This is a genomic window from Microbacterium sp. USHLN186, assembly GCF_037145155.1.
Lineage (GTDB): Bacteria > Actinomycetota > Actinomycetes > Actinomycetales > Microbacteriaceae > Microbacterium.
Genome location: NZ_JBBCYA010000005.1, coordinates 11,287 through 26,373, shown reverse-complemented (window position 1 = coordinate 26,373; position 15,087 = coordinate 11,287). Strand labels below are relative to the sequence as shown.

Below are 15,087 nucleotides of genomic sequence, written 5' to 3'. Positions count from 1 at the left end.
TCAGCGCAGCAGCCCGAGGTGCGCGAGGGCCTGGCGGATCAGAGTCCCCCGGCCACCCTCCATGTCCGCCGCCAGCGAGTCGGAGGCGGCCTCCTCCGGCGAGAACCAGGTCACCTCGAGGGCATCCTGACGCGGCTCGCAGGTGCCGTTGACCGGCACGATGAAGGCCAGCGACACCGCGTGCTGCCGATCGTCGTGGAAGGCGCTCACGCCGGGGATCGGGAAGTACTCCGCCACGGTGAACGGCGCGGGCGACGCCGGCAGTAGCGGGAACGCCATGGGTCCGAGGTCGTTCTCGAGGTGACGGAACAGCGCATCGCGGATCGTCTCACCGAAGCGCACTCGCCCCGAGACGATGGTGCGGGTGATCTCCCCCAGCGGCGTCGACCGCAGCAGCACCCCGATGGAAGTGACCTGGCCGGAGCCGTCGGTGATGACCGGGATCGCCTCGACGTAGAGCATGGGCAGGCGACGACGCGCCTCCTCGAGCTCGATGTCGCTCAACCAGCCGGGGTTGGCGTCGTCCGAGCGCCCCGCGTCGTATCCGAAGTCGTCGTCGGGTCCGGGATCGGGATCAGGAGTGCGCACCGCCATGGCTCTTTTCTACCAGCGTCGGTGCCGGCTGGCAGGATGTCAGCGTGACTGTCTCGATCGATTCCTCCGCGACCCTGTGGTCGCCCGAGCCGCACGACGGCAAGCCGCTGCTGGTGCTGCTGCACGGGTACGGCGCCGACGAGCGCGATCTGTTCGGCTTGCTGCCCTTCCTGCCGGAGGGACTCGCGGTCGCGGCGGTCGCGGCCCCGCTCGCCCCGCCGTGGCCCATGCCGGGGCGGTCGTGGTACGTGATCGATTCACTGCAGACGAGGGATGCCGCCGGCATCACGACCGCGGCCGAGTCGCTTCTGACCTGGCTCGACGAGGCGTCCGGCGGCGCACCGTCGGTCGCCCTGCTGGGGTTCTCGCAGGGGGCCGCGGTGTCGCTGCAGGCCCTGCGCCTGGCGCCGTCGCGGATCGACGCGGTCGTCGCGCTGAGCGGCTACGCCGCGATGGGCGATCTTCCCGGCGACCAGATGCTCGCCGAGCAGCGACCCCCGGTGTTCTGGGGGCGCGGTACGCACGACGACGTCATCCCCGCGCCACTGATCGATCACACCGCCCAGTGGCTGCCGGGCCACGCCGAGCTGTCCGGACGCGTGTATCAGGGCCTCACCCACTCCATCTCCGAGCAGGAGCTCGCCGACGTGCACGTGTTCCTCTCGCAGTGGAAGGACGCCGTCGGGCAGAAGGCCGACTGACGCGACACGCCCGGGTTGCACGCTTTCGCAGCAGCCGGTACAGTCGCAGGGTCCTGTCCGCCGTGTCTGGAAGTCCTTTGATCTGAATCGTCGCCTCTCCGCGTAAATCATTCACGCGCTGATCCGACGATCCTGCACTTCGACGCGGTCCGCTCACCCATGCTGAGCCGGACGCACTGAGATCTCTCCGCCCGATGGCCCCTCCGCCCCGTGGCCCGATGACCTCGCCGTCGCATCAGCGCACCCGCTCACTTCCGGGGGTCGCCCATGTCATCACTGCACACATCCACCAGCGCGGTCGTCACCCTCGACCGCGTCAGCTTCGCCTGGCCGGACGGTTCGGTTGCGCTCGACACCGTGTCGGGCTCCTTCGGCTCCGGTCGCACCGGACTCGTCGGTCGCAACGCCGCCGGCAAGTCGACACTGCTGCGCCTCATCACCGGGGAGCTGCCGCCGACCTCCGGCCATATCTCGGCCGCTGATGCTGTCGCCTACCTGCCGCAGCGGCTGACGCTCGACATCGAGCGCCGCGTCGCAGATCTGCTCGGCATCGCCGCACCGCTGGACGCGGTGCGCGCGATCGCCGCAGGCGACGTCGACCCCGCGCACTTCGACGCGGTCGGCGATGACTGGGACATCGAGGCGCGCGCCGAGGCATCCCTCGCCGAAGCCGGGCTCGATCCGTCGTTCCTCGATCGCACCGTCGGCGATCTCTCGGGCGGTGAGGCGGTGCTGGTCGCGATCGCCGGCATCCGGTTGCGCCACTCCGCCATCACGCTGCTCGATGAGCCGACGAACAACCTCGACCGGCATGCACGGCACCGGTTGACCGAGATGATCCGGTCATGGAAAGGCACGCTCATCGTGGTGAGCCACGATGTCGCCCTGCTCGAGCTGATGGACGACACCGCCGAGCTGTACGGCCGTGAGCTGAGCGTGTTCGGCGGCCCCTACTCGGCGTGGCGTGCCTGGTTGGACGCGGAGCAGGAGTCAGCGCGACAGGCGGAGCGCGATGCCGCGCAGGCGTACCGGAAGGAGAAGCGCCAGCGCATCGAGGCCGAGACGAAGCTCGCCACGCGTGCTCAGATGGGCAGAAAGGCGTACGAGGAGAAGCGCGTGCCGAAGATCGTCGCCAACGGCCGGAAGATGGCGGCACAGGTGTCGGCGGGCCGGCTGCGCAGCGAGGTGCGCGGGAAGGAGGATGCCGCGCATCAGGCGCTGGATGCCGCGGGGCGCCGGGTGCGCGACGACGCGGCGATGAGGATCGAGCTGCCGGATCCAGGGCTGCCGTCGTCGCGCCGCATCGCGACGATCGGCGACGCAGAGCGATCCTGGATCATTCAGGGCGCCGAGCGGGTGGCGCTGATCGGCCGGAACGGAGTCGGCAAGACGACGCTGCTGCGCCGGATCGTGGCATCCGGCGACCAGAACTCCGGAGAAACCGGCGAATCCGGATCGGAGGCAGCCGTTCTGCAGCGAATGGGCCCGATTCTCCGGAGTTCTGCGTCGCACACCGACCGTATCGGCTACCTGTCGCAGCGAATCGACGGGCTCGACGACGAGCGGTCGGTGATCGAGAACATCGCGCGCGTCGCGCCACACGTGCCCGAGAAGGAGCTGCGCAACCGGCTGGCGCGGTTCCTCATCCGCGGCGCCGCGATGAACCGGCCGGTCGGCTCCCTGTCGGGAGGTGAGCGGTTCCGCGTCGCGCTGGCCGAGCTGCTGCTCGCCGACCCCGCCCCGCACCTGGCCGTGCTCGATGAGCCGACCAACAACCTCGACCTCGATACGATCGACCAGCTGGTCGAGGCGCTGCGCGCCTATCGCGGTGCCCTGCTGATCGTCAGCCACGACGACGCGTTCCTGGCGAGGCTCGGGCTCGATCTCACCCTCGAGCTGGACGGGGAGGGCCGGCTGACCGAGGTGGGCTGAGGGTCTTCTGCAAGCGTGTGATCCAGGAATGGTGCGCGAAACGCGCGGGGTCCGTAGAGCTTCTGGAACTCGTGCTCATCCATCCGTCAGACGCGACGGCTCGAGCGCATGGCGCGGCGGTGCTCCAGCGCCGGGTCAGCGGCGAGCGCGGCGTACTCCTCCGAGTCGCGCGGATACATCGCCACGCGACCGAGCTCGTCGTGGTGCGTGCCCCAGCCGTACCTCTTGCTGAGCGGCGAGGTGCGCAGGCACGCCTGCCCCTTCGAGAAGAACTCCGCCCTCGCCTGCTCGTCGCCCAGGTCGATGCCCTTGCGCAGCGCATGCGTCTCGAACAGCACGTCGTCGGAGGTGCGCGTGTACGGCGCCTCGCCGATCAGCCGGAAATGCAGGGCGGCGATCGAGAGGTTCTCGGCGATCGGCGGCTCGACGCCGCACTCTGCGGGACAGTCCTCACTGACCTCGATGAACGTGTTGGTGTAGTTCGTCGTGTGCGCCATGCCGTCAGCATCCCCTACCCCTCCCACGTTGTCGAGAGCAAGGCACGAGCCGATGTCGGAGGGGCAGGCGATGATGGACGGATGAGCGACGCCTCGACCGCGCACGACGTGCTCGACAGGTTCACGCCCGCGACCCGGGATTGGTTCTGCGGGGCCTTCGACGCGCCCACCGCCGCGCAGGCGGGCGCATGGGAAGCCATCTCCGCCGGCCGCAACGCGCTCGTGGTCGCGCCGACGGGATCGGGCAAGACGCTGTCGGCGTTCCTCTGGGCGATCGACAGCGTGTTCCGCGAACGCACGGTGGGAGCGGGCGGCGCAGTGGATGCCGAGCAGCGCGCCGCGCGCACGCGGGTGCTCTACATCTCACCGCTGAAAGCGCTGGGCGTCGATGTGGAGCGCAACCTGCGCTCGCCACTGATCGGCATCGGGCAGTCGGCACGGCGTCTGGGTGAGCCGGCCCCCGACATCACGGTGGGCGTCCGCTCGGGCGACACCACCTCGAGCGATCGGCGCAAGCTCGTCAGCGACCCACCCGACATCCTCATCACGACGCCCGAGTCGCTGTACCTCATGCTCACCAGCCGCGCCGGCGAGACGTTGCAGAACGTGCACACGGTGATCATCGACGAGGTGCACGCGGTCGCGGCGACCAAGCGCGGAGCGCATCTGGCCGTCAGTCTCGAACGGCTCGATGCGCTGCGCACCGCGCACGGCGCCCAGCGACCGGCGCAGCGGATCGGGCTGTCGGCGACCGTCCGGCCGATCGACGAGGTGGCCCGCTTCCTGGGCGGCTCCGCCCCGGTCGACATCGTGGCGCCGCGCGCGGTCAAGACGTTCGAGCTGGGCGTGATCGTGCCCATCGACGACATGCGCAACCCGCCCCCGCCGCCGGGCCCTTCGACAGGCTCTGGAGGCCAGAACGAGGAGCCCGCCGAATATACCGAGGTCACCGGGTCGGTGTGGCCGCACGTCGAAGAGGCGATCGTCGACACCGTGCTCGAGAACCGCTCCACCATCGTCTTCGCCAACTCGCGGCGCCTGGCGGAGCGCCTGACCGGGCGACTCAACGAGATCTACGCCGAGCGGCTCGGGCAGCTCGCGCCCGCGGCGGACGCGGGGGCGCAGGCCGGCGCGACAGCAGGAGCCGAGCCTGTTCTCGCGAAAGCGCATCACGGGTCGGTGTCGAAGGAGCAGCGTGCGATCGTCGAGGACGAGCTGAAGTCGGGTGCGCTGCGCTGCGTGGTCGCGACCAGCAGCCTCGAGCTCGGCATCGACATGGGCGCGGTCGACCGGGTGATCCAGGTCGAGGCGCCGCCGTCGGCGGCATCGGGTCTGCAGCGCGTCGGACGCGCCGGGCACCAGGTCGGCGAGATCAGCAGGGCATCCCTGTTCCCCAAGCACCGCGGCGATGTGCTGCACACCGCGATCGTCACCGAGCGGATGCTGGCGGGGCAGATCGAGGCGATCGCCGTGCCCCGCAACCCGCTCGACATCCTCGCGCAGCAGACGGTGGCGGCGTGCGCTCTGGAGCCGATCTCGGTCGAGGAGTGGTTCGAGACCGTGCGGCGCAGCGCCCCGTTCCAGACGCTGCCGCGCTCGGCGTTCGAGGCGACGCTCGACCTGCTGGCGGGCAAGTACCCCTCCGACGAGTTCGCCGAGCTGCGCCCGCGCGTGGTCTGGGATCGGGATGCCGGGACGCTCACCGGCCGCCCCGGCGCGCAGCGCATCGCCGTCACCAGCGGCGGGACGATCCCCGACCGCGGCCTGTTCGGCGTGTTCGTCGCCGGCGAGACCAGTGGCGCGCGCGTCGGTGAGCTGGACGAGGAGATGGTCTACGAGTCCCGCGTAGGAGACGTCTTCACTCTTGGCACGACCAGCTGGCGCATCGCCGAGATCACCCACGACCGGGTCAACGTGCTGCCCGCCTACGGCCAGCCCGGCAAGGTGCCGTTCTGGCACGGCGACGGCATCGGACGGCCGTTCGAACTCGGGGAGGCGCTCGGGCGGTTCTCGCGCGAGGTGTCCACCGCCACATCGACGAAGGCTCAGCAGCGACTGATCGACGCGGGGCTCGACGAACGCGCCCGCGACAACCTCATGGGCTACCTCACCGAGCAGCGCGAGGCCACCGGCACCCTGCCGACCGACCGCACCCTCACTGTCGAGCGCGGACGCGACGAGGTCGGCGACTGGCGCGTGATCCTGCATTCCCCGTACGGCATGAAGGTGCATGCGCCGTGGTCGCTCGCCATCAACGCCCGCGTGCGGGAGCGGCTGGGAGTCGAGGGGTCGGCGGTGGCGAGCGACGACGGGATCATCGTTCGCATTCCGGATGCCGATGCCGAACCCCCCGGCGCGGACCTGTTCGTCTTCGACGCCGACGAGCTCGAGCACATCGTCACCGCCGAGGTCGGCGGATCGGCGCTGTTCGCCTCGCGCTTCCGCGAGTGCGCGGCGCGCGCGCTGCTGATGCCGCGGATGAACCCGAACAAGCGCACCCCGCTGTGGCAGCAGCGCCAGCGCTCGGCCCAGCTTCTCGAGGTCGCGCGGCGGCATCCGACCTTCCCGGTGATCCTCGAGACGCTGCGCGAGGTGCTGCAGGACGTTTACGACCTGCCGTCGCTGCGGCGTCTGATCACCGACATCGGCGAGCGGCGCATCCGCCTCGTCGAGACCGAACCCGGCCAGCCCTCCCCCTACGCGCGCGATCTGCTGTTCGGCTACGTCGGCGCATTCATGTACGAGGGCGACTCGCCCCTCGCCGAACGTCGCGCCGCCGCGCTGTCGGTCGATCCGGCGCTGCTGGGTGAGTTGCTGGGCACGGTCGAGATGCGCGAGCTGCTCGATCCCGACGTCATCGCGCAGTTCGAGCGCGAGGCGCAGCGCCTGGATCCGCAGCGCCGCGTGCGCGGGGTCGAGGGGGTAGCCGATCTGCTGCGCATGCTCGGCCCTCTCGACGCGGGCGAGATCGCGCTGCGGCTCGAGGACGCGGATGCCCAGACGAGCGGGGCCGGCGCCGCCGCCGCGTCCGCCCTTGCAGAGGAGCTCGTCACCGCGCGCCGGGCCATTCCGGTCACGATCGCGGGGACTTCGCGCGTCGCCGTGATCGAGGACGCCGGACGGCTGCGTGACGCCCTGGGGGTGGCGCTGCCCACCGGCATCCCGGTCGCCTTCCTCGAACCCGTCGCCGACCCGCTCGGCGATCTCGTCTCGCGCTTCGCACGCACGCACGGGCCGTTCACGACCGACGCGGTCGCCGAGCGCTTCGGCCTCGGCGCCGCAGTGGCACGGCACACGCTGCAGCGGCTGGAATCCGCCGGCCGACTCACCAGCGGATTCTTCCTTCCGGCTGCGGATGCCGCTGCGGACGGCTCGAAGGAATGGTGCGATGCCGAGGTGCTGCGCCGGCTGCGGATGCGCTCGCTTGCGGCGATCCGCGGCAGCGTCGAACCCGTCAGTCCCCAGGCGTACGCCCGCTTTTTGCCCGACTGGCAGCATCTCACCCGCCCGCTGGAGGGCGTGGACGGGGTGCTCAACGTGATCGAGCAGTTCGCCGGCGTGCCGATCCCCGCCAGCGCGTGGGAGTCGCTGGTGCTGCCCGGCCGCGTGCGGGACTACACACCCGCGCTGCTCGACGAGCTGACCGCGTCCGGTGAGGTGGTGTGGGCGGGGCACGGGTCGCTGCCGGGGCGCGACGGCTGGGTGTCGCTGCACCCGGCGGATCTGGCGCCGTTCACTCTGCCGCTGCCCGAGGACGCGCCCGCGTCCGGCTCGCTCGAAGAGAAGGTCCTGGACGCGCTGCGGCTGAGCGGGGCGTCCTTCGCCGGCCCGCTGAAGGCCATGACGGATGCCGAGAATCAGCAGTCCGTGCTCGAGGCGCTCTGGTCGCTGGCCTGGCAGGGCCACATCACCAACGACACGTTCTCGCCGGTGCGCGCCCTGCTCGCCGGCGGGTCGCAGGCGCACAAGACGGCGCGACGCGCCCCGCGGACGCGGACCTACCGCGGCATCTCGCTGGCCCGGTCGGCCGCACAGCCCTCGCCAGCCGGCGCCGGGGGGCGCTGGGCCGTGCTGCCCGAGCCGGACCCGGATGTCGCGCGTCGGGCCACCGTCACGTCCGGATTGCTGCTCGACCGCTACGGCGTGGTCACCCGCGGTGCAGTGCAGGCCGAGGGCGTGCCGGGCGGCTTCGCGCAGGTGTACCGCGTGCTCGCCGGCTTCGAAGAGGCGGGGCACTGCCGGCGCGGGTACGTCATCGAGAAGCTCGGTGCCGCGCAGTTCGCCGCATCCACCACGGTCGATCGTCTGCGCACCTTCGCCGGGCTCGCCGACCCGCCGCCGCGCCGCGCGGTCACCCTCGCCGCGACCGACCCGGCCAACCCGTACGGGGCGGCCCTGGGGTGGCCGCGCCTCGATGCGGTCACGCACCGCCCCGGGCGCAAGGCGGGCGCCCTGGTCGTGCTCGTCGACGGGGAGCTCGTGCTCTACCTCGAGCGCGGCGGACGCACCGTGCTCGCGTTCGATGACGACGCCGATGTGCTGACGGCCGCCGCATCGGATCTCGCGGCCACCGCGCGAGCGCGTCGCCTTGAGACGCTCACCGTCGAGAAGATCAACGGCGACGGCGTCTACGGCACACCGTTCGCCTTGGCGCTGCAGGAGGCCGGTTTCGTCGCTACCCCGCGCGGTTTCACCCTGCGCAAGACCGTATGACCTCCCCGCCGCATCCGTCTGATTGGCTCTGATCATGCTCAGCGAGTTCCTCACCGGCATCCGCTTCCTCGGGCGCGGATTCGCGTACTGGCGCCGACGACCGGGCATGATGACGCTGGGTCTCGTCCCCGCGCTCCTCGCGCTGGCGCTGCTCGCGGCCGTGCTGATCCCCCTGCTGCTGTCGCTGGGCACGGTCGTGGCATGGGCGACGCCGTTCGCGGACTCCTGGGATCCGTTCTGGCAGAACGCCGTGCGCAGCGCGCTCGGGCTGATCATCGCGCTGGCCGCCGTGGTGCTCGCGAGCATCACCTTCACCGCCTTGACTCTGCTCATCGGCGACCCGTTCTACCAGCGCATCTGGCGGGCGGTCGAGACCGACCTGGGCGGCGATGTGCCCGAGGGCGACGGCGGATTCCTGGTCGCGCTCGGCGAGAGCATTCGACTGATCGCGCTTGGTGTCCTCGTGGCCGTGCTCGCCCTCGTCGTCGGGTTCGTCCCCCTCATCGGCGCACCTCTGGCGGCGATCACCAGCGTGCTGCTCAGCGGACGACTGCTCGCTCGCGAGCTCACCGGGCGAGCGCTGAACGCACGCGACATCCCCTCTCGGCAGCGATCGCACCTGTTCGCCGCGCACCGCGCACGCCTGCTCGGCTTCGGTGCCGCCACGCAGCTGTGCTTCCTGGTGCCGCTCGGCGCGGTGTTCATCATGCCCACCGCCGTCGCCGCGGCGACGCTGCTGGCCCGCGACCTGCTCGCCGGGCATCCCTCCCCCGCCCCGGTGCGCCATGCCTGAGGGCGATACGGTCTACCGGACCGCGCACCGCCTGGATGCGGCGCTGCACGGACAGCAGGTGACCCGCTTCGATCTGCGCGTGCCGCGGTTCGCCACTGCCGACCTCACCGGTCAGACCGTTCACGAGATCGTGCCGCGCGGCAAGCATCTGCTGGCTCGGATCGGTGAGTTCACGCTTCATTCCCATCTGCGCATGGACGGCGCCTGGCTGCTGTACCGGCCGGGTGAGCGGTGGCGGCATCCGGCGTTCAAGGTGCGGGCGATCGTCGGCACCGCGGCGCAGGAGGCGGTCGGGATCGATCTCGCCGAGGTCGAGCTGGTGCCCACCCGCAACGAGGAGGAACTGGTCGGTCATCTCGGGCCCGATCCGCTCTCGGAGCAGTGGGATGCCGCGGAGGCGGTGCGTCGGCTCAGCAGCGATACGCGCAGCATCCACGTCGCTCTCCTCGACCAGCGCAACGTCGCCGGTTTCGGCAACGAGTACGCGGCAGAGCTGCTGTTCCTGCGCGGGGTGCTGCCGACCACCCCCACGCCGGAGGTCGATGTGCCGGCGCTCATCGAGCTCGGTGCGCGTACTCTGCGCGCCAACCGCGATCGCGTCGATCGCACGTTCACGGGCAGAGCGCGTCGCGGTTTCACCGACTGGGTATACGGCCGGGCGGGACGGCCGTGCCGGCGCTGCGGGACGCTGATCCGACGTGGCGAGATCGGAGCGGATCCCACCCGGGAGCGCATCACGTTCTGGTGTCCGAACTGCCAGCGCTGAGCAGGGCGGCCCCCGGCTCAGTGACATCCCCAGATGGGAATGAATGCGCGAGGGGAGCGGTTGTAGATATACGGAGCAACCCGGAGAACGGGAGGAAACGTGGGCAAGAACTACATCGACATCGAAGACGACCAGGGCGCGACTCTGCGATACCGCAAGCACGCCAACGGACGTGGCCTCGTGGCGCACGGAGCGAAGGTGCACCCCAAGGCCCTCATCGAAGCCGGCGCGTACATCGAACCCGGAGCGCGGGTCGGCGCCGGAGCACGGGTCGCGCACGGCGCGTGGGTGGAACCTGACGCCGTGATCGGCGAGAACGCGCGGATCGACGCGCACGCGCACATCGGCGCCGGAGCGGCGGTCGGCGAGAACGCCTGGATCGGCGTTCGCACCGACATCGGCGCAGGAGCGCACGTCGCGCGCGGCACGCGGATCGGTCACGATGAGAGCGTGGCTCCGGGACTCACCATCATCAGCGACCAGAAGGGTCTCTGGCTGGCGGCCTGAGACTCGGCGACAGCGTCCGTTCACCATCAGCGGTGGGCGGACGTCTTGCTGTCCGACCACTTTCTGCCCCTCCGGACCGGCGGCCGGAAGACCTCGCCGCAACTTCTAAAAGAAGCTAAGCTTTGAAATAGAGATCGGCGAGTCGACGCTCGTCTCAGGCCCGGGAAGCGACCATGGACATCACCGCGCAGGCGTCGCGCATCGGCGCTCTCGCCGACGAGACGCGGCGGGCGCTGTATGAGCACGTGGTCGCGCAGCCGGATGCAGTCACCCGCGAGGGAGCGGCCGCGGCGATCGGCATCCCGGCGCACATGGCGCGCTTCCACCTCGACAAGCTCGTGGAGGCGGGGCTGCTCGAGACCGAGTTCCGGCGGCTGAGCGGACGCACCGGCCCCGGCGCGGGACGACCCGCGAAGCTGTATCGGCGCGCTCCCGGGACGGTGAGTGTCTCCCTGCCGGAACGGCGGTACGACCTCGTCGGTCGCGTGCTCGCGGAAGCGATCGAGCGCGCCGACCACGCGGAGTCGGTGCGCGATGCGGTGCGGGAAGCCGCGCACGATGAGGGTCGCATGCTCGCAGCATCCACCCCGAGCGGCGCGCGCGAAGAGGATGACGAATCCCGCGTGCAGACCGAACCTGCGCCGGACCGTCTGAGGGCGGTGCTCGCCGCACACGGCTACGAACCGCGGCACGACGGTGAGGCGACCGTGCTGGGCAACTGCCCGTTCGACTCCCTTGCGCGCGATCACACTCAGCTGATCTGCTCGGCGAATCTGGCGCTGCTGGGCGGTGTGCTCGAGGGACTGGACCGTGACGATCTGCGGGCATGCCTGGAGCCGCACGTCGGACGCTGCTGCGTGGCCATCCGGCCTCGGGACTGACCGCAGACGCGACCCTGACAGCGGTCGGCCGTGCGGAGGCGCGGCCGACGAGCGCGACTGCGGCGGTTACGCTGAACCGGTGAAGAACGACCGACGCCGGGCCTCCCGGGGCGGGCGCCCGCAGCCCGGACGTCCCGCGTCGCGCTCCGGCGCGCAGAAGGCGGGCGCGCAGAAGGCCGGCGGGCAGAAGTCCGGCGGCAGGAAAGCCGATGGCCGAAAAGGCGGCGGACAGGCCATCCCGCCGATCGACGAGACGCCCCGCTCCTTCCGGCTCGGCGTGATCCCGGGCGCGACGCCCGGCCGATGGGTGGACGCCTGGAAGCAGCGGATGCCACACGTGGAGATCGAGCTGGTGCCGATCAGCGTCGCCGGGCAGCGCGCCGCGCTGCAGGATCTCGATGCCGCCCTGGTGCGGCTTCCGCTCGCCGAACCCGATGATCTGCATGCGATCCCGCTCTACGACGAGCTGGCCGTGGTCGTGGCATCCGCGGATTCCTCGCTGCTCGCGGCCGACGAGCTCACCCCCGACGATCTGGCCGGGGAGGTGCTGATCACTCCAGGCGACGACGTGCTCGGCCCCCTCGGGCTGCCCACTATCGCACCGCGGTTCGCCACGCTGGCGAGCACCGAAGAGGCGATCGTGACCGCCGCGACCGGCGTGGGCGTGGTGGTCGTGCCGATGTCGCTCGCGCGTCTGCACCAACGCAAGGATGCCGGCTACCGCCCTTTGCGGGGCGGGCCGGCATCCACCGTGGCGCTCGCCTGGCGTCGCGAGGCGACCACGCCCGACATCGAGACGTTCATCGGCATCGTGCGCGGTCGCACCCCCAACTCCTCCCGGTGACCCCCTCCTCCCCTCACCCACCACCGCCCCTCGCTCCGGTATGAGTTCGTGCCGCCTAGAGGCCGGGGAGGCGGCAGAAAGTCATACCGGAGGAAGGGGCGGTTCCCGGGGGTGCGGGGGGGCGGTTGCGGGGCGGGTCAGGCTGCGGGGGCCAGCGCCGCGGCCGTCACGGCGAGCGCACCGGCGACGGCATCCACTCGCACACGCCCGCCGTCGCTGAGCGCACCCGAGACGAACAGATCCGCGACCCGGTCGTCGACCTCGCGCTGGATCAGCCGCCGCAGCGGCCGCGCCCCGTACTCCGGCTCGTAGCCGTGCTCGCCGAGCCATGCCACCGCCTCGTCCGTGACCTCGAATGTCACCTCGCGCGCGCCGAGGCGCTGCGAGGTCGCCTGCAGCATCAGCCGCACGATCCGGCCCAGCTCCTCCTGGGTGAGCTTCTGGAACAGCACGATCTCGTCGATGCGGTTCAGGAACTCCGGTCGCATCGCCTCACGCAGCTTGCCCATCACCCGGTCGCGCAGATCCTTCTGCGAGGCGAAGCCGTTCGCCGAGGCATCCTGCGACGCCACGAACCCCAGCGCGCCCGAGCGCGAAGCGAGGAACTCCGAGCCGATGTTCGAGGTCATCACGATCACCGTGTTGCGGAAGTCCACCGTGCGCCCCTGCCCGTCGGTCAGGCGCCCATCGTCGAGCACCTGCAGCAGCAGGTTGAACACATCGGGGTGCGCCTTCTCGATCTCGTCGAACAGCACGATCGAGTACGGATTGCGCCGCACCCTCTCGGTGAGCTGTCCGGCCTCGTCGTAGCCGACGTATCCCGGAGGAGCACCGACCAGACGCGACACCATGTGCCGCTCGCCGAACTCGCTCATGTCGAAGCGGATCACCGCGCTCTCGGCGGCCGGTCCCGAACCGCCGGAACCGCCGGAGGGGAACACCCGATCGGCGAGCGCCTTCGCCAGCTCGGTCTTGCCCACGCCGGTCGGGCCGAGGAACAGGAACGACCCCACCGGGCGCCGCGCGTCGCCCATGCCGGTGCGGCTGCGGCGGACGGCGCGCGCCACCGCGGCGACGGCGTCGTGCTGACCGATCACGCGCGCGTGCAGGTCAGCCTCGAGGTCGCTCAGCCGGTCACGCTCGGACTCGGTGAGTCGGCTGATCGGGATGCCGGTGGCACGAGAGATCACCGCCGCGATCTGCGACTCGTCGACGACCGGCTCGACGACCGGCTCGACGGCCGGCTCGATGACCGAGGTGCCCGCCTTCGCGCCGGCATCCGCCCCGGCGGCTGAGCGCGCACCGACGGCGTCGATCCGGCCCTGCACGGCGGCCATCTCATCGCGCAGACGCGAGGCCTCCTCGTAGTGCTCGGCGGCGACGGCGGCGTTCTTGCGCGACTCCAGGTCGGCCAATTCGGCCATAAGAGCCGAGACGTCCGGAACGACGCCCAGACGCAGGCGCAGACGCGCGCCGGCCTGATCGATCAGGTCGATCGCCTTGTCAGGCAGCACCCGGTCGGGCAGGTAGCGCGCGCTGAGCTCGACGGCGGCACGAATGGCGCTGTCGTCGTAGCTGACGCCGTGGTGCTGCTCGTAGGCGGGCTTCAGTCCCTCCAGGATCCGCACCGCGTCGTCGATCGACGGCTCGGCGACTCTCACGGGCTGGAATCGGCGCTCCAGCGCGGAGTCCTTCTCGATGCGACGGTACTCGGCGAGCGTCGTCGCACCCACCAGGTGCAGGTCTCCGCGCGCGAGACGCGGCTTGAGGATGTTGCCGGCGTCCATGCCGCCGCTCTCGCCGGAACCTCCTGCGCCGACGACCGTGTGCACCTCGTCGATGAACACGATCACCTCGCCCTTGCGGCCGGCGATCTCGTCCATCGTCTTGGTCAGGCGCTCCTCGAAGTCGCCGCGGTAGCGGGCACCGGCGAGCATGGCGGGCAGATCGAGGGAGATCACCCGACGGTCCTTGAGCTGGGCCGGCACCGCATCGGCGACGATCGCCTGGGCGAGCCCCTCGACGATCGCGGTCTTGCCCACGCCCGCCTCACCGATGAGAACAGGGTTGTTCTTGGTACGGCGGCTGAGGATCTCGATGGTCTGCTCGATCTCCTCGGCGCGTCCGATGACCGGGTCGAGCTCGCCGGCACGGGCGCGCGCGGTGAGGTCGAGTCCGTACTGATCGAGCAGGGGGGTGTCGGATGCCGGTGCGCCGTCGGCGCTCTCGGCGCCGCCCGGCTCGCCTGCGGCGGTGACCGGCTCGCGCAGACTCTGGGTGAGGGCCTCAGCGGTCACGCCGGCGCGCGCCAGGATCTGCCCGGCGGGAACGTCCTGTCCCAGCACGAGCGCGAAGAACAGGTGCTCGGGGTCGATGTACGTCGCCCCCGACGAACGCGCCACCTGGTAGGCGTGGAACAGCGCACGGCTGGCACCCGGCGTGATGGTTGCCGCGTCCTGTCCTGCCGCCGCGGCGGGCATGGGCAGGCTGGCCTCGGCAGCGGCCGCGATGCTCTGCGGGGCGACGCCGATGTGGCGGATCGCCTGCGCCACGGCGTCGTCGTCGATGATCACGCGCAGCACGTGCAGCGCGTCGAGTTCGGTCTGGCCGCGCTCGAGCGCGAACCTTCCGGCGCGCTGCAGGATCTGCTGGGTGCGTGCGGTGAGGAACCGGCTCAGGTCGATCGATCGAGCCCGCCGGCCCTGTTCACCCGCGAGATAGCGGGCCAGGAACTCGTCGAACGAGCCCGGACCTGCCTCGGTGAAGTCGTTGGGCATTGCTTTCCTCTCAAAGTTGAGTGTACTTCTGTCAACTTCAACATCAGATGATGACGGATATTCCCGGCCGTCGTCAAACCGG

General features: G+C 70.8%; 11 protein-coding genes. 8 read left to right on the top strand and 3 right to left on the bottom strand.

From position 1 onward, the window contains the following. Positions 1-594: an NUDIX hydrolase family protein gene (locus WFG93_RS10680; protein ID WP_336646336.1), complete on the bottom strand. Its 594-nt coding sequence runs from the start codon at positions 592-594 to the stop codon at positions 1-3. 44 nt (positions 595-638) lie between these two features. Here WFG93_RS10680 and WFG93_RS10675 point away from each other — a divergent pair, with 44 nt between their 5' ends. Both WFG93_RS10675 and WFG93_RS10670 read left to right on the top strand, forming a co-directional pair. Beyond that, entirely contained in the window at positions 639-1,295 is a 657-nt protein-coding gene (locus tag WFG93_RS10675; protein WP_336646335.1) for an alpha/beta hydrolase, read from the top strand. Positions 1,296-1,562: 267 nt separating this feature from the next. Beyond that, the gene (locus WFG93_RS10670; RefSeq protein ID WP_336646334.1) at positions 1,563-3,227 is read left to right on the top strand and encodes an ABC-F family ATP-binding cassette domain-containing protein; all 1,665 of its coding nucleotides are present in this window, start codon (positions 1,563-1,565) and stop codon (positions 3,225-3,227) included. 86 nt (positions 3,228-3,313) lie between these two features. Here WFG93_RS10670 and WFG93_RS10665 read toward each other — a convergent pair whose 3' ends face one another. Further along, complete coding sequence (locus WFG93_RS10665) at positions 3,314-3,724, bottom strand: DUF6157 family protein (RefSeq protein ID WP_336646333.1); 411 nt, start codon at positions 3,722-3,724, stop codon at positions 3,314-3,316. A gap of 81 nt (positions 3,725-3,805) precedes the next feature. On the opposite strand from WFG93_RS10665, the gene WFG93_RS10660 reads away from it, so the two are divergent. From WFG93_RS10660 to WFG93_RS10635, 6 genes are all read left to right on the top strand, one after another. Then, positions 3,806-8,437, top strand: coding sequence for an ATP-dependent helicase (locus WFG93_RS10660; protein WP_336646332.1), 4,632 nt, complete (start codon positions 3,806-3,808; stop codon positions 8,435-8,437). Positions 8,438-8,471: 34 nt separating this feature from the next. Then, the gene (locus WFG93_RS10655) at positions 8,472-9,230 is read left to right on the top strand and encodes an EI24 domain-containing protein (protein ID WP_336646331.1); all 759 of its coding nucleotides are present in this window, start codon (positions 8,472-8,474) and stop codon (positions 9,228-9,230) included. Beyond that, positions 9,223-9,996 (top strand): DNA-formamidopyrimidine glycosylase family protein, encoded by a 774-nt coding sequence (locus tag WFG93_RS10650; RefSeq protein WP_336646330.1) that lies wholly within the window; start codon positions 9,223-9,225, stop codon positions 9,994-9,996. The genes WFG93_RS10655 and WFG93_RS10650 overlap by 8 nt, the downstream gene beginning before the upstream one ends. A gap of 99 nt (positions 9,997-10,095) precedes the next feature. Next, positions 10,096-10,503 (top strand): transferase, encoded by a 408-nt coding sequence (locus WFG93_RS10645; RefSeq protein WP_336646329.1) that lies wholly within the window; start codon positions 10,096-10,098, stop codon positions 10,501-10,503. Between the two features lie 173 nt (positions 10,504-10,676). After that, positions 10,677-11,384: a helix-turn-helix transcriptional regulator gene (locus tag WFG93_RS10640; protein WP_336646328.1), complete on the top strand. Its 708-nt coding sequence runs from the start codon at positions 10,677-10,679 to the stop codon at positions 11,382-11,384. 79 nt (positions 11,385-11,463) lie between these two features. Continuing rightward, positions 11,464-12,228 (top strand): LysR substrate-binding domain-containing protein, encoded by a 765-nt coding sequence (locus tag WFG93_RS10635; protein WP_336646327.1) that lies wholly within the window; start codon positions 11,464-11,466, stop codon positions 12,226-12,228. A 137-nt stretch (positions 12,229-12,365) separates the two neighbouring features. On the opposite strand, the gene WFG93_RS10630 is transcribed toward WFG93_RS10635, so the two are convergent. Next, the gene (locus WFG93_RS10630) at positions 12,366-15,005 is read right to left on the bottom strand and encodes an ATP-dependent Clp protease ATP-binding subunit (RefSeq protein WP_336646326.1); all 2,640 of its coding nucleotides are present in this window, start codon (positions 15,003-15,005) and stop codon (positions 12,366-12,368) included. Positions 15,006-15,087: the final 82 nt, after the last annotated feature.

Excerpts from the sequence above, each read along its gene's own strand:
- WFG93_RS10660 (WP_336646332.1), top strand. The coding sequence starts at position 3,806 with ATGAGCGACGCCTCGACCGCGCACGACGTGCTCGACAGGTTCACGCCC.
- WFG93_RS10650 (WP_336646330.1), top strand. The coding sequence starts at position 9,223 with ATGCCTGAGGGCGATACGGTCTACCGGACCGCGCACCGCCTGGATGCG.
- WFG93_RS10665 (WP_336646333.1), bottom strand. The coding sequence starts at position 3,724 with ATGGCGCACACGACGAACTACACCAACACGTTCATCGAGGTCAGTGAG.
- WFG93_RS10680 (WP_336646336.1), bottom strand. The coding sequence starts at position 594 with ATGGCGGTGCGCACTCCTGATCCCGATCCCGGACCCGACGACGACTTC.
- WFG93_RS10630 (WP_336646326.1), bottom strand. The coding sequence starts at position 15,005 with ATGCCCAACGACTTCACCGAGGCAGGTCCGGGCTCGTTCGACGAGTTC.
- WFG93_RS10670 (WP_336646334.1), top strand. The coding sequence starts at position 1,563 with ATGTCATCACTGCACACATCCACCAGCGCGGTCGTCACCCTCGACCGC.
- WFG93_RS10655 (WP_336646331.1), top strand. The coding sequence starts at position 8,472 with ATGCTCAGCGAGTTCCTCACCGGCATCCGCTTCCTCGGGCGCGGATTC.
- WFG93_RS10640 (WP_336646328.1), top strand. The coding sequence starts at position 10,677 with ATGGACATCACCGCGCAGGCGTCGCGCATCGGCGCTCTCGCCGACGAG.